At 69.5% G+C, this 18881-nt stretch carries 1 protein-coding gene (only partly in view); it reads left to right on the top strand.

The features are described from left to right. Positions 1-4 precede the first annotated feature (4 nt). Positions 5-18881: the 5' portion of a non-ribosomal peptide synthetase gene (locus BO221_RS16105; RefSeq protein WP_083681071.1), read on the top strand. The gene runs 13694 nt beyond the window's last position; only the first 18877 of its 32571 coding nucleotides appear in the window; it begins with the start codon at positions 5-7; its stop codon lies off the right edge, out of view.

The following is an 18881-nucleotide window of genomic DNA, read 5'->3' as shown; positions in this document are numbered from 1 at the left end:
GCCCATGGCGAACGAGACGGAGAAGAAGCCCACGCTCTCTCGTGAGGAGAAGCTCGCGCTGCTGGCCAAGAGGCTGGAGAAGACGAGCCGGCCCGCGCTGCCCCTGTCGTTCTCCCAGCAACGGCTGTGGTTCCTGGAGCAGCTCTCTCCAGGGCTCAAGGCCTACAACATCCCGCTCTCGGTGCGCATCTCGGGCGAACTGGACGTGGGCGCGCTGGAGCGAAGTTTCAGCGAGCTGGTGCGCCGGCACGAGGTGCTGCGCACGACGTTCCGCACCGGCCCGACGGGGCCCTCGCAGGTGGTGGGGCCCGTGGCGCCCTTCCCGCTCCCGGTGGTGGACCTGTCAGGCGTGCCCGAGGCTTCTCGCGAGGAGCAGGCCCGGCGGCGCGCCAGTGAGGAAGTGCAGCGGCCCTTCGAGCTCACGCGCGGCCCGCTGATGCGCGGGTTGCTGCTGCGGCTCGGCGAGCGCGGGCACGTCCTGGTGGTGGTGATGCACCACGTCGTCTCGGACGGGTGGTCGCTGGGCGTGCTGGTGCGCGAGCTGGTGACGCTCTACGGGGCTTTCACCGAGGGCCGGCCCTCGCCGCTGCCCGAGCTGCCGTTGCAGTACGCGGACTTCGCCGCCTGGCAGCGGCGCCAGCTCGAGGGCGCGGTGCTGGAGGAGCAGCTCGCGTATTGGCGCGAACAGCTCGGGGGTGCTCCGCGGGCGCTGGAGCTGCCCACGGACAAGCCTCGCCCGGCGGTGCAGCGCTACGAGGGCGCGGTCGCGCGGCTCCGGCTGCCGAGGGCCCTGGCGGAGAAGGTGAAGACGTTCGCCCGGGCCGAGGGCGCCACGCCCTTCATGGTGCTGCTCGCGGCCTTCCAGGCGGTGCTGCACCGCTACTCGGGGCAGGAGGATGTGAGCGTGGGCACGCCCGTGGCCGGGCGCAACCGCGCGGACCTGGAGGGGCTGATCGGCTTCTTCGTCAACACGCTGGTGATGCGGGCGAAGCTCTCGGGCACGGTGTCCTTCCGCGAGCTGGTGGCGCGGGTGAAGGAAGCGGCCCTCGGGGCGTACGCGCACCAGGACGTGCCCTTCGAGCGCGTGGTGGAGGCGCTGCAGCCGGAGCGGGATCAGAGCCGCAGCCCGCTCTTCCAGGTGATGTTCGTGCTGCAGAACGCGCCGTTCCCCGAGCTCCGGGTCGGTGGCGCGCAGTTCCGGGCCTTCGAGGTAGAGGCGGGGAGCGCGCAGTTCGATCTCAAGCTGTCGCTGGTGGAGACGCCCGAGGGCTTCGAGGGAAGCCTGGAGTACGCCACCGCGCTCTTCGAGGCGGAGACGGCGGCCGGGCTGGTGGAGCACCTGGGCCGGTTGCTGGAGGGCGCGCTGGAGGCACCCGAGCGCGGAATCGGAGCGTTGGAGCTGCTGGGCTCGGAGGAGCGGCGGCGGCTGGTGGAGGAGTGGAGCGGGCCGAGGATGGAGGGCGTGCCCGCGCTGCCGTACGCGCGGCTCTTCGAGGAGCAGGTGCGGCGGACGCCGGACGCGGTGGCGCTGAGCTTCGAGGACACGCGGCTCACCTACGCGGAGCTGAACCGGCGGGCCAACCGGCTCGCGCACCACCTGCGTGGGCTCGGGGTGGGGCCCGAGGTGCGGGTGGGCGTGTGCGCGGAGCGCTCGGTGGAGATGGTGGTGGCGCTACTGGGCGTGCTGAAGGCCGGAGGCGCCTACGTGCCGCTGGATCCGGAGTACCCGGAGGAGCGGCTGCGCTTCATGGTGGAGGACGCGCGTTGCCCGGTGGTGTTGGTGCACCGGCTGGTGGAGGCGCGGCTGCCGGAGCCGGGCGGCACGACGGTGGTGCTGGACGGACGGTGGGAGGCGCTCGGGGAGCGCGAGGATGATCCCGGGGTGGACGTGGCGGGAGAGGGGCTGGCGTACGTCATCTTCACGTCGGGCTCCACGGGCAGGCCCAAGGGGGCGATGAACACCCAGCGCGGCATGGTGAACCGGCTGGAGTGGATGCAGCGCGCGTACGGGCTCGGACCCGGGGACGTGGTGCTGCAGAAGACACCCTTCAGCTTCGACGTGTCGGTGTGGGAGTTCTTCTGGCCGCTGATGGTGGGTGCGCGGCTGGTGGTGGCCCGTCCGGGCGGACACCGGGACGGCACGTACCTGGCGAAGCTCATCCAGGACGAGGGCGTGACGTCGCTGCACTTCGTGCCGTCGATGATGGAGGTGTTCCTCGAGGAGACGCTGGACGGTTGCCGCTGCATGCGGAAGGTGTTCAGCAGCGGCGAGGCCCTCCCGGGTGCGCTGGTGAAGCGCTTCCAGCAGAAGCTGCCGTGGGCGGAGCTGCACAACCTCTACGGGCCCACGGAAGCCGCGGTGGACGTGACGTACTTCGCGTGCACCCCGGGCTGGGAGGCGGCCTCGGTGCCCATCGGCAAGCCGATCGGCAACCTGAAGCTGTACGTGCTGGACGGGCGCCTGGAGCCCGTGCCCGTGGGCGTGCAGGGTGAGCTGTACATCGGCGGCGTGGGTCTGGGCCGTGGCTACCTGGGCCGGGCGGAGCTGACGGCGGAGCGCTTCGTGCCGAGCCCCTTTGGCGGCGGGGAGCGGCTGTACCGGACGGGCGACGTGGCGCGGTGGCTGCGGGACGGGGAGATCGAATACCTGGGCCGTGCCGACTTCCAGGTGAAGCTGCGCGGCTTCCGCATCGAGCTGGGCGAGCTGGAGGCCGTGGCGCGCCGGCACGAGACGGTGCGCGAGGCCGTGGCGGTGGTGCGCGAGGTGGGGACGGGAGAGAAGCGCCTGGTGGCGTACCTGACGCCGGGCACGGGCCATCAAGTGGACGTGGCGGGCGTGCGGGCGCTGCTGGCTCGCGAGTTGCCCGAGTACATGGTGCCCTCGGCCTTCGTGGCGATGGATGCGCTGCCGCTGCTGCCGAGCGGCAAGGTGGACCGGAAGGCGTTGCCGGTGCCGGTGATCGAGCGGACCTCGGAGCGGTGGGTGGCGCCGCGCACGCCGATGGAGGAGCTGCTCGCGGGTCTGTGGAGCGAGCTGCTCCAGGTCCAGCGGGTGGGCGTGGACGAGAGCTTCTTCGCGCTCGGTGGCCACTCGCTGCTGGCGATGCAGTTGGTGGCGCGGCTGCGGAGCGCGCTGCAGGTGGAGCTGCCGCTGCGCGAGGTGTTCGAGGCACCGACGGTGGCGGGGCTGGCCGAGCGGGTGGGCCGTGCCTTGGCCGCCGCGGCGGGGGCCGCGCAGGTGCCGCCGTTGAGGCGGGTGTCTCGCGAGCGTGCGCTGCCGTTGTCGTTCGCACAGGAGCGGTTGTGGCTGTTGGATCAGCTCGAGGGAGACAGCGCCGCCTACCACATGGCGCTGGCGGTGGAGCTGACGGGGCGCGTGGACATGGCGGCCCTGGAGCGGAGCCTGCGTGAGGTGACGCGCCGTCACGATGCGCTGCGGACGCGCTTCGTGGAGAACGGCGGAACGCCCATCCAGCTCATCGAGGAGCCGGCCGAGCTGCCGCTGGTGGTGGAGAGCCTGGAGGCGGAGCCGGAGTTCGGGCGCGAGGCGGTGGTGCGCCAGCGCATCCAGGAGGAGATGCGCAAGCCGTTCGAGCTGGCGGTGGGACCGTTGGCGCGAGCGGTGCTGCTGAAGTTGGACCCTGAGCGGCGCGTGCTGCTGCTGGTGGTGCACCACATCCTGTCGGACGGTTGGTCCATGGGGGTGCTGGCGCGTGAGGTGATGGCGCTGTACGCGGCCTTCACGCACGGGAGACCGTCGCCGTTGCCGGAGCTGCCTCTGGGCTACGGGGACTACGCGGTGTGGCAGCGGGAGTGGTTGCGAGGCGAGGTGCTGGAGTCGCAGCTCACCTGGTGGCGCGAGCAGCTGAAGGGCGCGCCGCACGTGCTGGAGCTGCCGGCGGATCGGCCGAGGCGCATGGCGGGCTCGGGGCGGGCGGAGCAGCGGATGGTGGTGCTGCCCGCGCGGCTGGTGGAGCGGTTGGAGACGCTGGCGCGCGCCGAGGGCGCCACGCTCTTCATGGCGCTGATGGCTGGCGTGCAGGTGCTGCTGTCGCGCTACAGCGGACAGAAGGATCTGCTGCTCGGCATGCCGTTCGCCAACCGCAACCGGGTGGAGACGGAGGGCGTGTTCGGCCTCTTCTTCGAGCCGCTGGTGCTGCGGGCGGAGCTGTCTGGACGGCCGGGCTTCCGCGAGCTGATGAAGCGGGCGAAGAAGGGGATGCTGGAGGCTTTCGCGCATCCACACGTGCCCTTCGAGCCGTTGCTGAAGGCGCTGGGCGTGCAGCGGGATCTGACGCGGGCGCCGTTGTTCCAGGTGCTCGTCGGGCAGGTGGAGGCGCTGCCAGAGGTCGCGCAGGTGCCGGGGCTCGGGGTGAAGATGCTCGAGGCGGAGCAGGCGAGCACCGAGCTGGACCTGACGGTGATGATGGCGAAGCTCTCGCACGGCGTCACGCTGGGGGCGATCTACAACGCGGAGCTGTTCGACGCGGAGCGCATCGAGCGGATGCTGGAGCAGTTGCAGGTGCTGCTCGAGGCGGCGGTGGAGGCGCCGGACAGGGCGGTGGAGGCGCTGCCGCTGCTGAAGGAGGCCGAGCGCAACAGACTGTTGGTGGAGTGGAACGGAGCGTACGAGGCGCTCTCACGGGAGACGTGTGTCCACGCGCTGTTCGAGGCGCAGGTGGAGAGGACGCCGGACGCGCTGGCGGTGATGGAAGGGAGTCGCACGGTGACGTACCGGGAGCTGGACGCGCGGGCGTCCCGGTTGGCGCGCCAGTTGCGGGCGAGCGGGGTGGGGCTGGAGACGAGGGTGGGCGTGTGCGTGGAGCGCTCGGTGGAGATGGTGGTGGCGCTGCTGGGCGTGCTGAAGGCGGGAGGCGCTTACGTCCCGCTGGATGCTGAGTACCCGGTGGAGCGGCTGCGCTTCATGCTGGAGGACAGCGGGGCGCGGGTGGTGGTGTCTCGCGCGGCGCTGAGGGAGAAGCTGGGAGAAGCAGCGGGACGGATGTGGCTGGACGTGGATGAGGCGTCGCGGCCGGTGGAGGGGGCGGCTGATCTGAAGGTGGACGTGCCGGCGGAGGCGGCGGCGTACGTGCTGTACACGTCGGGCTCGACGGGAAAGCCGAAGGGCGTGGTGGTGCAGCACCGCTCGCTGGTGAATTTCACGCGAGCGGCGTGGCAGTCCTTCCCCGTGGAGCCGGGAGACAGGGTGCTGCAGTTCGCCTCGGTGAGCTGGGACACGAGCGCGGAGGAGATCTACCCGTGTTTGACGCGGGGTGGGACGCTGGTGCTGCGCACGCCGGAGATGCTGGACGTGCCGGAGGCGTTCCTGGCGAGGTGCGAGGCGGCGGGGGTGACGCAGCTGAACCTGCCGACGGCCTTCTGGCACGAGGTGGTGGCGAGCCTGGAAGCGGGACAGGGGAAGCTGCCAGCGGGGCTGAAGTGGGTGGTGATTGGCGGAGAGCGAGCGGTGCCCGAGCGCGTGGCCCAGTGGAGGAGGCGCGTGGGCGGCGCGGTGCCACTGCTCAACACGTACGGACTGACGGAAGTAACGGCGGTCGCCACAGCGGTGGAGCTGACGACGTCAGCGCCCGAGGAGGCCGGACGCGAGGTGGCCATCGGTGGGCCGCTGAAGAACGTGCGGGTGTACGTGCTGGATGGGGAGCTGGAGCCTGTACCGGAGGGCGTGGTGGGGGAGCTGTACGTAGGAGGAGAGGGCCTGGCACGCGGCTACCTGGGCCGTGCGGAGCTGACGGCGGAGCGTTTCGTGCCGAGCCCGTTCGGCAATGGGGAGAGGCTGTACCGGACGGGAGACAGGGCGAGGTGGAGGAAGGACGGGAGGCTGGAGTACCTGGGCCGGGGTGACGAGCAGGTGAAGGTGCGGGGCCACCGCATCGAGTTGGGAGAGGTGGAGGCGGGGCTGTTGGGGCATCCGGGAGTGAGGGAAGCCCTGGTGGTGGTGCGCGAGGACGTGCCCGGAGACAAGCGGCTGGTGGCGTACGTGGTGGCGCGTCCGGGTCAGGCGATAGAGAGCTCCGAAGTGCGCGCGTCGCTGGCGCGGAAGATGCCGGCGTACCTGGTGCCGCAGGCCGTGGTGGTGTTGGAGCGGTTGCCGCTGCTGCCCAATGGGAAGGTGGACCGCAAGGCACTGCCCGCGCCGGAGCAGGCTGGAAGTACGCGACCCGAGGAGTACGTGGCGCCGCGCACGGAGACGGAGCGGAAGCTGGCGGGCCTCTGGGCGGAAGTGCTGCGCCGGGAGAAGGTGGGCCTGCACGACAACTTCTTCGACGCGGGCGGGCACTCGTTGCTGGCCATGCAGCTCGTCGCACGGGTACGTGACGCGTTCCGTGTGGAACTGCCTCTGCGGAACGTCTTCGAGGCGCCCACGGTGCAGGTGATGGCCGAGCGCCTGTCGCGGATGGCCGCCACCGCGGGCAGTGCCAAGGCACCGCTGCTGAAGCGCGGCTCGAGGGAGAGGGCGCTACCGCTGTCCTTCGCGCAGCAGCGATTGTGGTTCCTGGAGCAGCTCGCGCCGGGGAACACGTCCTACAACCTCTGGGTACCCGTGCGGGTGACGGGGATGTTGGACGTGCGGGCGCTGGAGCGGAGCTTCGAGGAGTTGGTGCGCCGGCACGAGTCGCTGCGCACGACGTTCCGCCAGGAGGGTGCAACGGCGGTGCAGGTCATCTCGCCCGAGGTGCGCTCGGCGCTGGAGTGGGTGGATCTCCAGGATGTGCCGGAGGCGGAGCGTCAGGCCGCGGCGAGGCGCGAGGCGGAGGAGGCGGCCCTCCGTCCGTTCGACCTGGGTCGTGGCCCACTGCTGCGAACGACGCTGCTGAAGCTGGGAGAGCAGGAGCACGTGCTGGTGCTGGTGATGCACCACATCGTGTCGGACGGCTGGTCGCTGGACGTGCTCGTGCGTGAGGTGGCGGCCTTGTACGAGGCGTTCTCGCAGGGCAAGCCTTCACCGTTGGCGGAGCTGCCGGTGCAGTACGCGGACTACGCGGTGTGGCAGCAGGAGTGGCTGAGCGGCGAGGTGCTGAAGTCTCAGCTTGGTTACTGGCGCAAGCAACTGGAGGGAGCGCCGCCCGCGTTGGAGTTGCCGGCGGACAAGCCTCGCCCGGCGGTGCAGACGTCGCGGGGTGAGAGCCGGCACGTGAAGTGGCCGAAGGAGCTGTGGCGGGAGGTGGAGGGATTCGGCCGGCGTGAGGAGGCAACGCCCTTCATGGTGTTGCTGGCGGCGTTCCAGACGGTGTTGTCGAGGTACTCGGGCCAGGACGATGTGAGCGTGGGCTCGCCGATCGCGGGCCGGACGCACGCGCAGACGGAGGGGCTGATCGGCTTCTTCGTGAACACGCTGGTGCTGAGGACGAAGCTGTCGAGAGAGCGGAGCTTCCGGGAGCTGCTGAAACAGGTGAGGGAGGTAACGCTGGGGGCGTACGCGCACCAGGACGTGCCCTTCGAGAAGCTGGTGGAGGAGCTCAGGCCAGAGCGCGACATGAGCCGCGCTCCGCTCTTCCAGGTGACGCTGACACTGCAGAACACGCCGATGACGGAGGTGCGGCTGCGGGGAATCACGCTCGAGGGCGTGGAGGCGGACGAGAAGACGTCGAAGTTCGACTTGTCACTGCTTGTGACGGAGCTGCCGGACGGAGTGGCGGTGACGGTGAACTACAACAGCGACCTCTTCGAGCCCGCGACGATGGAGCGGCTGCTGAGGCACCTGCGGGTGCTGCTCGAGGGAGCTGTGCGGGCGCCGGAGAAGAAGCTGAAGGAGCTGCCGCTGATGGGGGAGGAGGAGCGGCGGCAGCTGGTGGAGGAGTGGAGCGGGAAGGTGAAGGAGTACCCGCGGGAAAAGGCCCTGCACGAGCTGTTCGAGCAGCAGGTGGAGAGAACGCCACACGCCATCGCAGTGGAGTACGAGGGCAGGAGCCTGACGTACGGGGAGTTGGACCGGCGGGCCAACCAACTGGCGCACCACTTGAGGGGGATGGGAGTGGGCCCCGAGGTGAGGGTGGGACTGAGCGTGGAGCGCTCGGTGGAGATGGTGGTGGGGATGCTGGGCATCTTGAAGGCGGGAGGAGTGTACGTACCGCTGGAGGCGAGCTACCCGGCGGAGCGGTTGGAGTGGATGAAGAGAGAAGCGGGAGTGGCGGTGGTGGTGGCGCAGGAGAAGGTGGCGGAGGAGCTACCGGTGGGAGTGGAGCCGGTAGTGAGCGTGGATGGGGAGTGGGAAGCCATCAGCGCGCAGCCGGAGAGCGCGCCGGAGTCAGGAGTGGGAGGGGGGAACCTGGCGTACGTGATGTACACGTCGGGTTCGACCGGCCGACCCAAGGGAGTGGGAGTGCCGCACCGGGCGGTGGCGAGGCTGGTGCTGGGCGCGGACTACGTGAAGCTGGGAGCCGGGGAAGTGGTGCTGCAGCTGGCGCCGATGGCATTCGACGCCTCGACGCTGGAGATGTGGGGAGCACTGCTGAGCGGAGCGAAGCTGGTGGTGTACCCGGCGGGGACGCCGACGCTGGAGGAGCTGGGGAGGGCGTTGGGGGAGTACGGGGTGACGGTGCTGTGGCTGACGGCGGCGCTGTTCGAGCAGATGCAGGCGCGGCAGGCAGAGGCACTGGGGAAGGTGAAGCAGGTGCTGGCGGGAGGAGACGTCCTGCCGGTGGAGAGGGTGAGGGAGCGGCTCGCTACGGGAGGAGTACTCATCAACGGGTACGGGCCGACGGAGAACACGACGTTCTCGAGCTGCAACCGGATGGAGGGGGGAGAGGAAGTAGGGGCGAGGGTGTCCATCGGAAGGCCCATCACGAACACGAAGGCATACGTGTTGGACGGGGAGATGGAGCCGGTGCCGGTGGGGGTGGTGGGAGAGYTGTACGTRGGGGGAGACGGATTGGCGGTGGGGTACGTGAGCCGGCCGGAGCTGACGGCGGAGAGATTCGTACCGAGYCCATTCGGCACAGGGGAAAGGCTGTACCGGACAGGGGACATGGTGAGGTGGCAGGGGGACGGGAAGCTGGAGTTCCTGGGGAGGCGGGACGGRCAGGTGAAGGTGMGGGGYTACCGCATCGAGCTGGGAGAAGTGGAAGGGGCGYTGAGCAGGCACCCKGCGGTGGGGGAAGTGGTGGTGGTGGTGAGGGAGGAGGCGCCGGGAGACAAGCGGCTGGTGGCGTACGCGGTGGCGAAGCCCGGACAGACGCTGGAGGCCGGAGAGCTGCGCGGCTTCGTGAAGGAAGCGCTGCCGGAGTACATGGTGCCGTCGGCGGTGGTGGAGCTTGAGGCGCTACCGCTGACGCCCAACGGCAAGGTGGACAGGAAGGCGCTGCCGGCTCCGGACCTCGGTGAGGTGCGGGGAGAGGACTTCACCGCACCGCGAACGGAGGCGGAGCGGAAGCTGGCGGGCATCTTCGAGGAGGTGTTGGGGCTGGAACGGGTAGGCGCTCGGGGAGACTTCTTCGAGCTGGGAGGGCACTCGCTGCTGGCGACGCAGCTGGTGTCGAGGGTGCGAGAGTCCTTCGGGGTGGAGCTGCCGCTGAGGGACGTCTTCGAAGCGCCCACGGTGGAGGCCCTCGCTGGAAGGGTGGAGGCATCCGTGGCTTCGGGAGCCACGCTCTCGGTCCCACCCTTGATGCCGCGAGTGGGCCGGCAAGCGGCGCCGCCGCTGTCGTTCGCGCAGCAGCGGCTGTGGTTCCTGGATCAGCTCGAACCGGAGAGTTCCCTCTACAACGTGCCCACGGTGGTGAAGCTGACGGGCGTGCTGGACGTAGGCGCGCTGGAGCGAAGCTTCGAGGAACTGGTGCGCCGACACGAGTCATTGCGCACGACGTTCCGCGCCGAGGGAGGCAAGCCCGTTCAGGTGATTGCCCGGGCGCCGGTCCTCGCGTTCACGGTGGAGGACCTGAGCGCGCTCCCCGAAGCCGAGAGAGAGGCCGAGGCGAAGCGGAGGGCGGAGCGGGAAGCACAGCGTCCGTTCGATCTGGAGCGAGGCCCGCTGCTGAGAACGACGCTGCTGAGATTGAGCGAGCGGGAACACGTGCTGGTGCTGGTGATGCACCACATCGTGTCGGACGGCTGGTCGATGGGGATTCTCGTGCGGGAGCTGGTGGGCCTGTACGAAGCCTTCTCACAGGGGAAGCCGTCCCCGTTGGCGGAGCTGCCGGTGCAGTACGCGGACTACGCGGTGTGGCAGCGGCAGTGGCTGGAAGGATCGGTGTTGGAGGCGCAGCTCGGCTATTGGCGCGAGCAGCTCGAAGGAGCCCCGCCGGCGCTGGAGCTGCCGACGGACAAGCCTCGCCCGGCGGTGCGGACCTTCCGCGGCGAGCACCGGGGTTTCCAGTGGCCGAGGGAACTTCAAGACGCGGTGAGGGCCCTGGCGCAGAAGGAAGGCGCCACGCCGTTCATGGTGTTGCTGGCGGCGTTCCAGGTGGTGCTGGGGAGGTACGCGGGGCAGCAGGACGTGAGCGTGGGCTCGCCCATCGCCAACCGCACCCGGGCGGAGACGGAGGGGCTGATCGGCTTCTTCGTGAACACGCTGGTGTTGAGGGCGAAGCTGGATGCCAACGCCACGTTCCGCGAGTTGCTGGCTCAGGTGCGGGAGGTGACGCTGGGCGCCTACGCGCATCAGGACGTGCCCTTCGAGAAGCTGGTGGAGGAACTCAAGCCCGAGCGGGATCTGAGCCGCAGTCCGTTCTTCCAGGTGATGTTCATCCTGCAGAACGCTCCCGAGCCGGCCGTGTCGTTGCCGGAGCTGCGTCTGGAGGCGGCCGGAGCTGGGGGGCATACCTCGAAGTTCGACCTGACGCTGGAGATGGTCGAAACGGTCCAGGGTCTCGCGGGCGGGGTGAGCTTCAACAGCGGCCTGTTCGAGGCCGCGACGGTGGAACGGCTGCTGGGACACCTGCGGGTGCTGGTGGAATCGGCTGTGTCCCGGCCGGAGACGCGGCTGGGTGAGCTGCGGTGGATGGACGAAGCGGAGGCGCGCCAGCTGCTGGTGGAGTGGAACGACACCCGCGCCGCCATGCCCGTCACTACCCTCCACGCGCTCTTCGAGGCACAGGTGGAGCGGACGCCCGAGGCCCTGGCGGTGGCCGCCGGTGCGTCGCGGTTGACGTACCGGGAGCTGAACCGGCGATCCAACCAGCTCGCCTGGCACCTGCGCGAGCTGGGTGTGGGGCCGGACGTGCCGGTGGGTCTGTTCCTGGAGCGCTCGGTGGAAGCGCTGGTGGGGCTGTGGGGCATCCTCAAGGCCGGAGGCGCCTACGTGCCTCTGGATCCCGCGTTCCCCGCCGAGCGTCTGTACGCCATCCTCGAGGACTCCGGGGCGCGCACCCTCGTCACGGATTCTCGCTTGGCCGAAGGCCTGAGCGGATTCGGCGGGGCGGTGGTGTGCCTGGACTCGGACGCGGCCCGGCTGGCCACTCGCGGCGAGTCCAACCCGGCGCCCACGGCGGTGCCGGAGAACCTCGTCTACGTCATCTTCACGTCGGGCTCCACGGGTAGGCCCAAGGGCGTGGCCATCGAGCACCGGCAGCTCGTCAACTACGTGGAAGGTGTCTCGCGCCGGCTGGAGCTGCCGGAGGGCGCCAGCTTCGCCTCGGTGTCCACGCTGGCCGCGGACCTGGGCAACACCGCCGTCTTCCCGGCGCTCTGTCACGGTGGCGCGCTCTACCTCGTCTCGAAGGAGAGCGCCTCGGATCCCGCCGTGCTCGCCGGGATTCTCCAGGGCGGCGCGGTGGACGGACTGAAGATCGTGCCCGCGCACCTGCAGGCGCTGTTGGACTCACCGCACCCGGAGCGGGTGCTGCCGCGCAAGCGCCTGGTGCTGGGCGGAGATGTCTCCGACTGGCCGCTGGTGGACCGCGTGCACGCGCTGTCGCCGGAGCTGGTGGTGTTCAACCACTACGGCCCCACCGAGACGACGGTGGGCGTGCTCACCCAGCGGGTGGCTCGTGGGCCCGAGGGGCGTGTGTCCGCGGCGGTGCCGCTGGGCCGGCCGATTCCGAACGCGCGCGTCTATGTGCTCGATGCGTCCCTGCGGCCCGTGCCCGTGGGAGTGCCAGGAGAGCTGTGCATCGGCGGCAGCGTGGTGGGCCGGGGCTACCTGGGCCGGCCAGAGCTGACGGTGGAGCGCTTCGTGCCGGATCCGTACTCGGATGAGGCGGGCGCGAGGATGTACCGCACGGGCGACAAGGCGAGGCTGCTGGCGGACGGGCGTGTGGAGTTCCTGGGCCGTGTGGATCACCAGCTGAAGATCCGCGGTTACCGGGTGGAGCTGGGAGAAGTGGAAGCGGCGCTGGAGCGGCATCCGGCGGTGCGCGAGTCGGTGGTGGTGGCGAGGGAAGTGGCGGCGGGAGACAAGCGGCTGGCGGCGTACGCGGTGGCGAAGCCCGGGCGGAGCGTGGAGCCCGCGGAGCTGCGCGAGTACCTGAGCGGAACGCTGCCCGACTACATGATGCCGCCGGCCATCGTGGTGCTGGAGGCGCTGCCGCTGACGGCGAACGGCAAGGTGGACCGGAAGGCGCTGCCGGTGCCGGACTTCCGTGGAACGGAGCGGGAGGACTTCACCGGACCTCGTACGGAGCTCGAGGAGCGGCTCGCGGCCATCTTCGCGGAGGTGCTGGGCCTGGAGCGCGTGGGCATCCACGGGGACTTCTTCGCGCGGGGCGGGCACTCGCTGCTGGCCACGCAGGCCATCTCCCGGGTCCGGAGCGCGTTCGGCATCGAGCTGCCCCTGCGCGAGCTCTTCGAGGCGCCCACCGTGGCGGCCCTCGCCGAACGGGTACGGCGGGCCCTGGGAGCGGGGAGTGCGCTCGCGGCGCCACCGCTCGAGCCGCGAGCGGACCGCCGGGCAGCCGCGCCGGTGTCGTTCGCGCAGCAGCGGTTGTGGTTCCTGGACCAGCTCGAACCGGGCAATGCCTTCTACAACGTCCTGGCCGTGGTGCGGATGCAGGGCACGTTGGACGTGGTGGCGCTGCAGCGGAGCTTCGAGGAGCTGGTGCGCCGGCACGAGTCCCTGCGTACGACGTTCCGCGCCGAGGGCGGGATGCCCGTGCAGATCATCTCGCCGGAGGCCCGGGTGGTGCTGGAGGTGGAGGATCTGCGCGCGTTGCCGGAGGCCGCGAGAGAGGCCGAAGCGAGGCGCCGCTCGGAGCAGGAGGCGCAGCGCTCGTTCGATCTGTCCCGAGGCCCGTTGCTGCGGACGACCCTGCTGAAGCTGGGAGAGCGGGAACACGTGCTGGTGCTGGTGATGCACCACATCGTGTCGGACGGCTGGTCGATGGGGATTCTCGTGCGGGAGGTGGTGGGCCTGTACGAGGCGTTCTCGAAGGGGCGGCCCTCTCCGTTGCCGGAGCTGCCGGTGCAGTACGCGGACTACGCGGCGTGGCAGAGGCAGTGGCTGCGCGGCGAGGTGATGGAGTCCCAGCTCGGCTACTGGCGCGAGCAGCTGGAGGGTGCTCCTCCGGTGCTGGAGCTGCCAACGGACAAGCCGAGGCCCGTGGCACAGACGTTCCGGGGTGAGAGCCGGCAGGTGGTGTGGCCGAAGGAGCTGTGGCGAGAGGTGGAGGGACTCGGCCGGAGTGAGGGGGCAACGCCCTTCATGGTGCTACTGGCGGCGTTCCAGACGGTGTTGTCGAGGTACTCGGGCCAGGAGGACGTGAGCGTGGGCTCGCCCATCGCGGGCCGGACGCACATGCAGACGGAGGGGCTGATCGGCTTCTTCGTGAACACGCTGGTGCTGAGGACGAAGCTGTCGAGGGAGCAGAGCTTCCGGGAGCTGCTGAAACAGGTGCGGGAGGTAACGCTGGGGGCGTACGCGCACCAGGACGTGCCCTTCGAGAAGCTGGTGGAGGAGCTCAGGCCGGAGCGGAGCCTGAACCACTCGCCGCTCTTCCAGGTGACGTTGACGCTGCAGAACACGCCGGTGACGGCGGACGTGAAGCTGGACGAGCTGCGGCTGCAGGGCGTGGAGGCGGACGGCAAGACGTCGAAGTTCGACCTGTCGCTGCTGGTGGATGAGCTGCCAGAGAGCGTGGTGGCGATGGTGAACTACAACAGTGACCTCTTCGAGCCCGCGACGATGGAGCGGCTGCTGAGGCACCTGCGCGTACTGCTGCAAGCGGCGGTGGAGCAGCCGGAGAAGAAGCTGAAGGAACTGCCGCTGATGGGGGAGGAGGAGCGGCGGCAGCTGGTGGAGGAGTGGAGCGGGAAGGTGAAGGAGTACCCGCGGGAGAAGGCCCTGCACGAGCTGTTCGAGGCGCAGGTGGAGAGGACGCCGCGGGCCATCGCGGTGGAGTGCGAGGGCAGAAGCCTGACGTACGGGGAGTTGGATCGGCGGGCCAACCAGCTGGCGCACCACTTGAGGGGAATGGGAGTGGGCCCCGAGGTGAGGGTGGGGCTGAGCGTGGAGCGCTCGGTGGAGATGGTGGTGGGGATGCTGGGCATCTTGAAGGCAGGGGGAGTGTACGTACCGCTGGAGGCGAGCTACCCGGCGGAGCGCCTGGAGTGGATGAAGCGCGAAGCAGGGGTAGCAGTGGTGGTGGCGCAGGAGAAGGTGGCGGAAGAGCTACCGGTGGGAGTGGAGCCGGTGGTGAGCGTGGATGGGGAGTGGGACGCCATCAGTGCCCAGCCGGAGAGCAGGGTGGAGGCGGGAGTGGGAGGGGGGAACCTGGCGTACGTGATGTACACGTCGGGTTCGACGGGAAGGCCGAAGGGAGTGGGAGTGCCGCACCGGGCAGTGGCGAGGCTGGTGCTGGGCGCGGACTACGTGAAGCTGGGAGCCGGAGAAGTGGTGCTGCAGCTGGCGCCGATGGCRTTCGACGCSTCGACGCTGGARGTGTGGGGAGCGCTGCTGAGCGGAGCGAAGCTGGTGGTGTACCCGGCGGGGACGCCGACGCTGGAGGAGCTGGGGAGGGCGTTGGGGGAGTAYGGGGTGACGGTGCTGTGGCTGACGGCGGCGCTGTTCGAGCAGATGCAGGCGCGGCAGGCAGAGGCACTGGGGAAGGTGAAGCAGGTGCTGGCGGGAGGAGAYGTCCTGCCRGTGGAGAGRGTGAGGGAGCGGCTCGCTACGGGAGGGGTACTCATCAACGGGTACGGGCCGACGGAGAACACGACGTTCTCGAGCTGCAACCGGATGGAGGGGGGAGAGGAAGTAGGGGCGAGGGTGTCCATCGGCAAACCCATCACGAACACGAAGGCATACGTGTTGGATGGGGAGATGGAGCCGGTGCCGGTGGGGGTGGTGGGAGAGTTGTACGTAGGGGGAGAGGGATTGGCGGTGGGGTACGTGAGCCGGCCGGAGCTGACGGCGGAGAGATTCGTACCGAGCCCGTTTGGAAGAGGAGAAAGGCTGTACCGGACGGGAGACCTGGTGAGGTGGCAGGGGGACGGGAAGTTGGAGTTCCTGGGCCGGCGGGACGGGCAGGTGAAGGTGCGGGGCTACCGCATCGAGCTGGGAGAGGTGGAAGGGGCGCTGAGCAAGCACCCGGCGGTGGGGGAGGTGGTGGTGGTGGTGAGGGAGGAAGTGCCGGGAGACAAGAGGCTGGTGGCGTACGCGGTGGCGAAGCCCGGACAGAGGCTGGAGGCCGGAGAGGTGCGCGGCTTCGTGAAGGAAACGCTGCCGGAGTACATGGTGCCGTCGGCGGTAGTGGAGCTGGAGGCGTTGCCGCTGACGCCCAACGGCAAGGTGGATCGTAAGGCGCTGCCGGCTCCGGACCTCGGTGAGGTGCGGGGAGAGGACTTCACCGCACCGAGAACGGAGGCGGAGCGGAAGCTGGCGAGCATCTTCGAGGAAGTGCTGGGGCTGGAGCGGGTAGGGGCACAGGGAGACTTCTTCGAGCTGGGAGGGCACTCGCTGCTGGCGACGCAGCTGGTGTCGAGGGTGAGAGAGTCCTTCGGGGTGGAGCTGCCGCTGAGGGACGTCTTCGAAGCGCCCACGGTGGAGGCGTTGGCGAAGAGAGTAGACAGCGAGTCGGACAGAGAGGCGGGAGCCAAGGCACCGCCGTTGAAGCGTGTGGCGAGAGGCGGATCGCTGCCGCTGTCATTCGCGCAGCAGCGGTTGTGGTTCCTGGATCAGTTGGAGCCAGGGAGCGCGTTCTACAACGTGCCGGTGGTGGTGAAGCTGACGGGCGTGTTGGACGTGGGTGCGCTGGAGAGGAGCTTCGAGGCGCTGGTGTATCGGCATGAAGTGCTGCGCACGACGTTCCAGGTGGAGAACGGGTCACCGGTGCAGGTCATCTCCGAGGAGCCAGCACTGGCCTTCCCGATGGAGGATCTGAGCACGCTGGCGGAAGCCGATCGGGAGCTCGAGGCGAAGCGTCGAGTGGGGGAGGAAGCACAGCGGCCGTTCGATCTGGCTCAGGGCCCGCTGCTGAGGACGAGGCTGCTGCGGCTGGGAGAGAGGGAGCACGTGTTGGTGCTGGTGATGCACCACATCGTGTCGGACGGTTGGTCGATGGGGATTCTCGTGCGGGAGCTGGCGGGCCTGTACGAGGCGTTCTCTCGAAGCAAGACGTCCCCGTTGGCGGAGCTGCCGGTGCAGTACGCGGACTACGCGGCATGGCAGAGGCAGTGGCTGAGCGGAGAGGTGCTGGAGGAGCACCTGGGCTACTGGCGCAAGCAGTTGGAGGGAGCCCCGCCCGCGCTGGAGTTGCCAACGGACAAGCCGCGCCCGGCGGTGCAGACCTTCCGGGGTGAGTACCTTGGATTCAAGTGGCCGAGGGAGCTGCAAGACGCGGTGAAGCGCCTGGCGCAGCGTGAGAGCGCCACACCGTTCATGGTGCTGCTGGCGGCGTTCCAGACGGTGCTGTCGAGGTACTCAGGACAGCAGGACGTGAGCGTGGGCTCGCCCATCGCCAACCGCACCCGAGCGGAGACGGAGGGGCTGATTGGCTTCTTCGTGAACACGCTGGTGCTGAGGGCGAAGCTGGACGGCAACGCCACGTTCCGAGAACTGCTGGGACAGGTGAGGGAGGTGACGCTGGGGGCGTACGCGCACCAGGAGGTGCCCTTCGAGAAGCTGGTGGAGGAGCTCAAGCCCGAGCGGGACCTGAGCCGTAGCCCGCTGTTCCAGGTGATGTTCGTCCTGCAGAACGCGCCAGTGAAGGAAGTGAAGCTGGAGGGACTGACGCTGGCGGGAGTGGAAGCGGAAGGTGGGACGTCGAAGTTCGACCTGACGCTGGCGATGGAGGAGACGGAGCAGGGGCTGGCGGGAGGGATGGAGTTCAACAGCGACCTGTATGAGGCCGCGACGGTGGAGCGGATGCTGGGGCACCTGCGGGTGCTGGTGCAGGCGGCGGTGGAGCAGCCGGAGAAGAGGCTGAAGGAACTGCCGCTGATGGGGGAGGCGGAGCAGCGGCAGGTGGTGGAGGAGTGGAACACGACTGGGAGCGCGGGCCCCGAGGACGAGTGCCTGCACGAGCTGTTCGAGAAGCAGGTGGAGAGGACGCCGGAAGCGGTGGCGGTGGTGAGCGGGCGGAGGGAGCTGAAGTACGGAGAGCTCAACCAGAGGGCCAACAGGCTGGCGCACCGGTTGAGGAAGTTGGGAGTGGGTCCCGAGGAGAGGGTGGGACTGTGCGTGGAGCGCACGGAGGAGATGGTGGTGGGGGTGTTGGGGGTGCTCAAGGCGGGAGGGGCGTACGTGCCGTTGGACCCGAACTACCCGGGGCAGAGGCTGGGCTTCATGTTGGAGGAGGCCAGGCCGAGGGTGGTGGTAGGCCAGTCGCACTTGCTGGAGAAGCTGCCGGAAGTGGGAGCGCAGCGGGTGGAGCTGGAGGGAGAGGAGCTGGCCGGAGAGAGGACGGACAACCCAGGCGGGAGCGCGGAGCCGGGGAACGTGGCGTACATCCTGTACACGTCGGGCTCGACGGGCCGGCCGAAGGGAGTGGCGCTGGAGCACCGCAACGCGGTGGCGTTCGTGAGATGGGCGGCGGGGGAGTTCAGCGGAGATGAACTGGCGGGTGTGCTGGCGGCGACGTCGCTGAACTTCGACCTGTCGGTATTCGAGCTGTTCGCGCCGCTGACGAGGGGTGGGACGGTGGTGGTGGCGCGGAACGCGCTGGAGCTGCCGGAGTTGGAGGAGGCGGGGAGAGTAAGGCTCGTCAACACAGTGCCGTCGGCGATGGCGGAGCTGGTGCGGACGAGGGGAGTACCGGAGTCGGTGCGGGTGGTGAATCTGGCGGGAGAGGCGCTGGCGGGAGCGCTGGTGCGGGGGATACACGAGGCGCTGCCCGGGGTGGAGCGGGTGCTCAACCTGTACGGCCCGACGGAGGACACGACGTACTCGACGTACACGCGAGTGCCCGGGGATACGCGGCGAGAGCCGGCGATTGGGCGGCCCCTGACGGGGAAACGGGCATACGTGCTGGACGGGGAGATGAAGCCGGTGCCGGTGGGAGTGGCGGGAGAGCTGTACCTGGGAGGAGAGGGACAGGCGCGGGGCTACTTCGGCAGACCGGAACTGACGGCGGAGCGCTTCGTACCGAGCCCGTACGGCCATGGAGAGAGGCTGTACCGGACGGGAGATCGGGTGAGGTGGCTGGCGGGAGGGGAGCTGGAGTACCTGGGGAGAATCGACCACCAGGTGAAGGTGAGGGGCTTCCGCATCGAGTTGGGCGAAGTGGAAGTGGCACTGCGCAGGTACCCCGCGGTGGCGGAAGTGGTGGTGGTGGTGAGGGAGGACGTACCCGGGGACAAGCGCCTGGTGGCGTACGCGGTGGCGAAGCCGGGGCAGACGTTGGAGGCCGCGGCAGTGCGCGGCTTCCTGGGCGGAGTGTTGCCCGAGTACATGGTGCCCACGGCCATCGTGGTACTGGAGGCCCTGCCGCTGACGCCCAATGGCAAGGTGGACAGGAAGGCCCTCCCGGCGCCGGCTCAGGAGCGGGGGCGGG

Source organism: Archangium sp. Cb G35, from assembly GCF_001896145.1.
Lineage (GTDB): Bacteria > Myxococcota > Myxococcia > Myxococcales > Myxococcaceae > Archangium > Archangium violaceum.
This window is presented reverse-complemented; position numbering and strand designations above follow the sequence as displayed.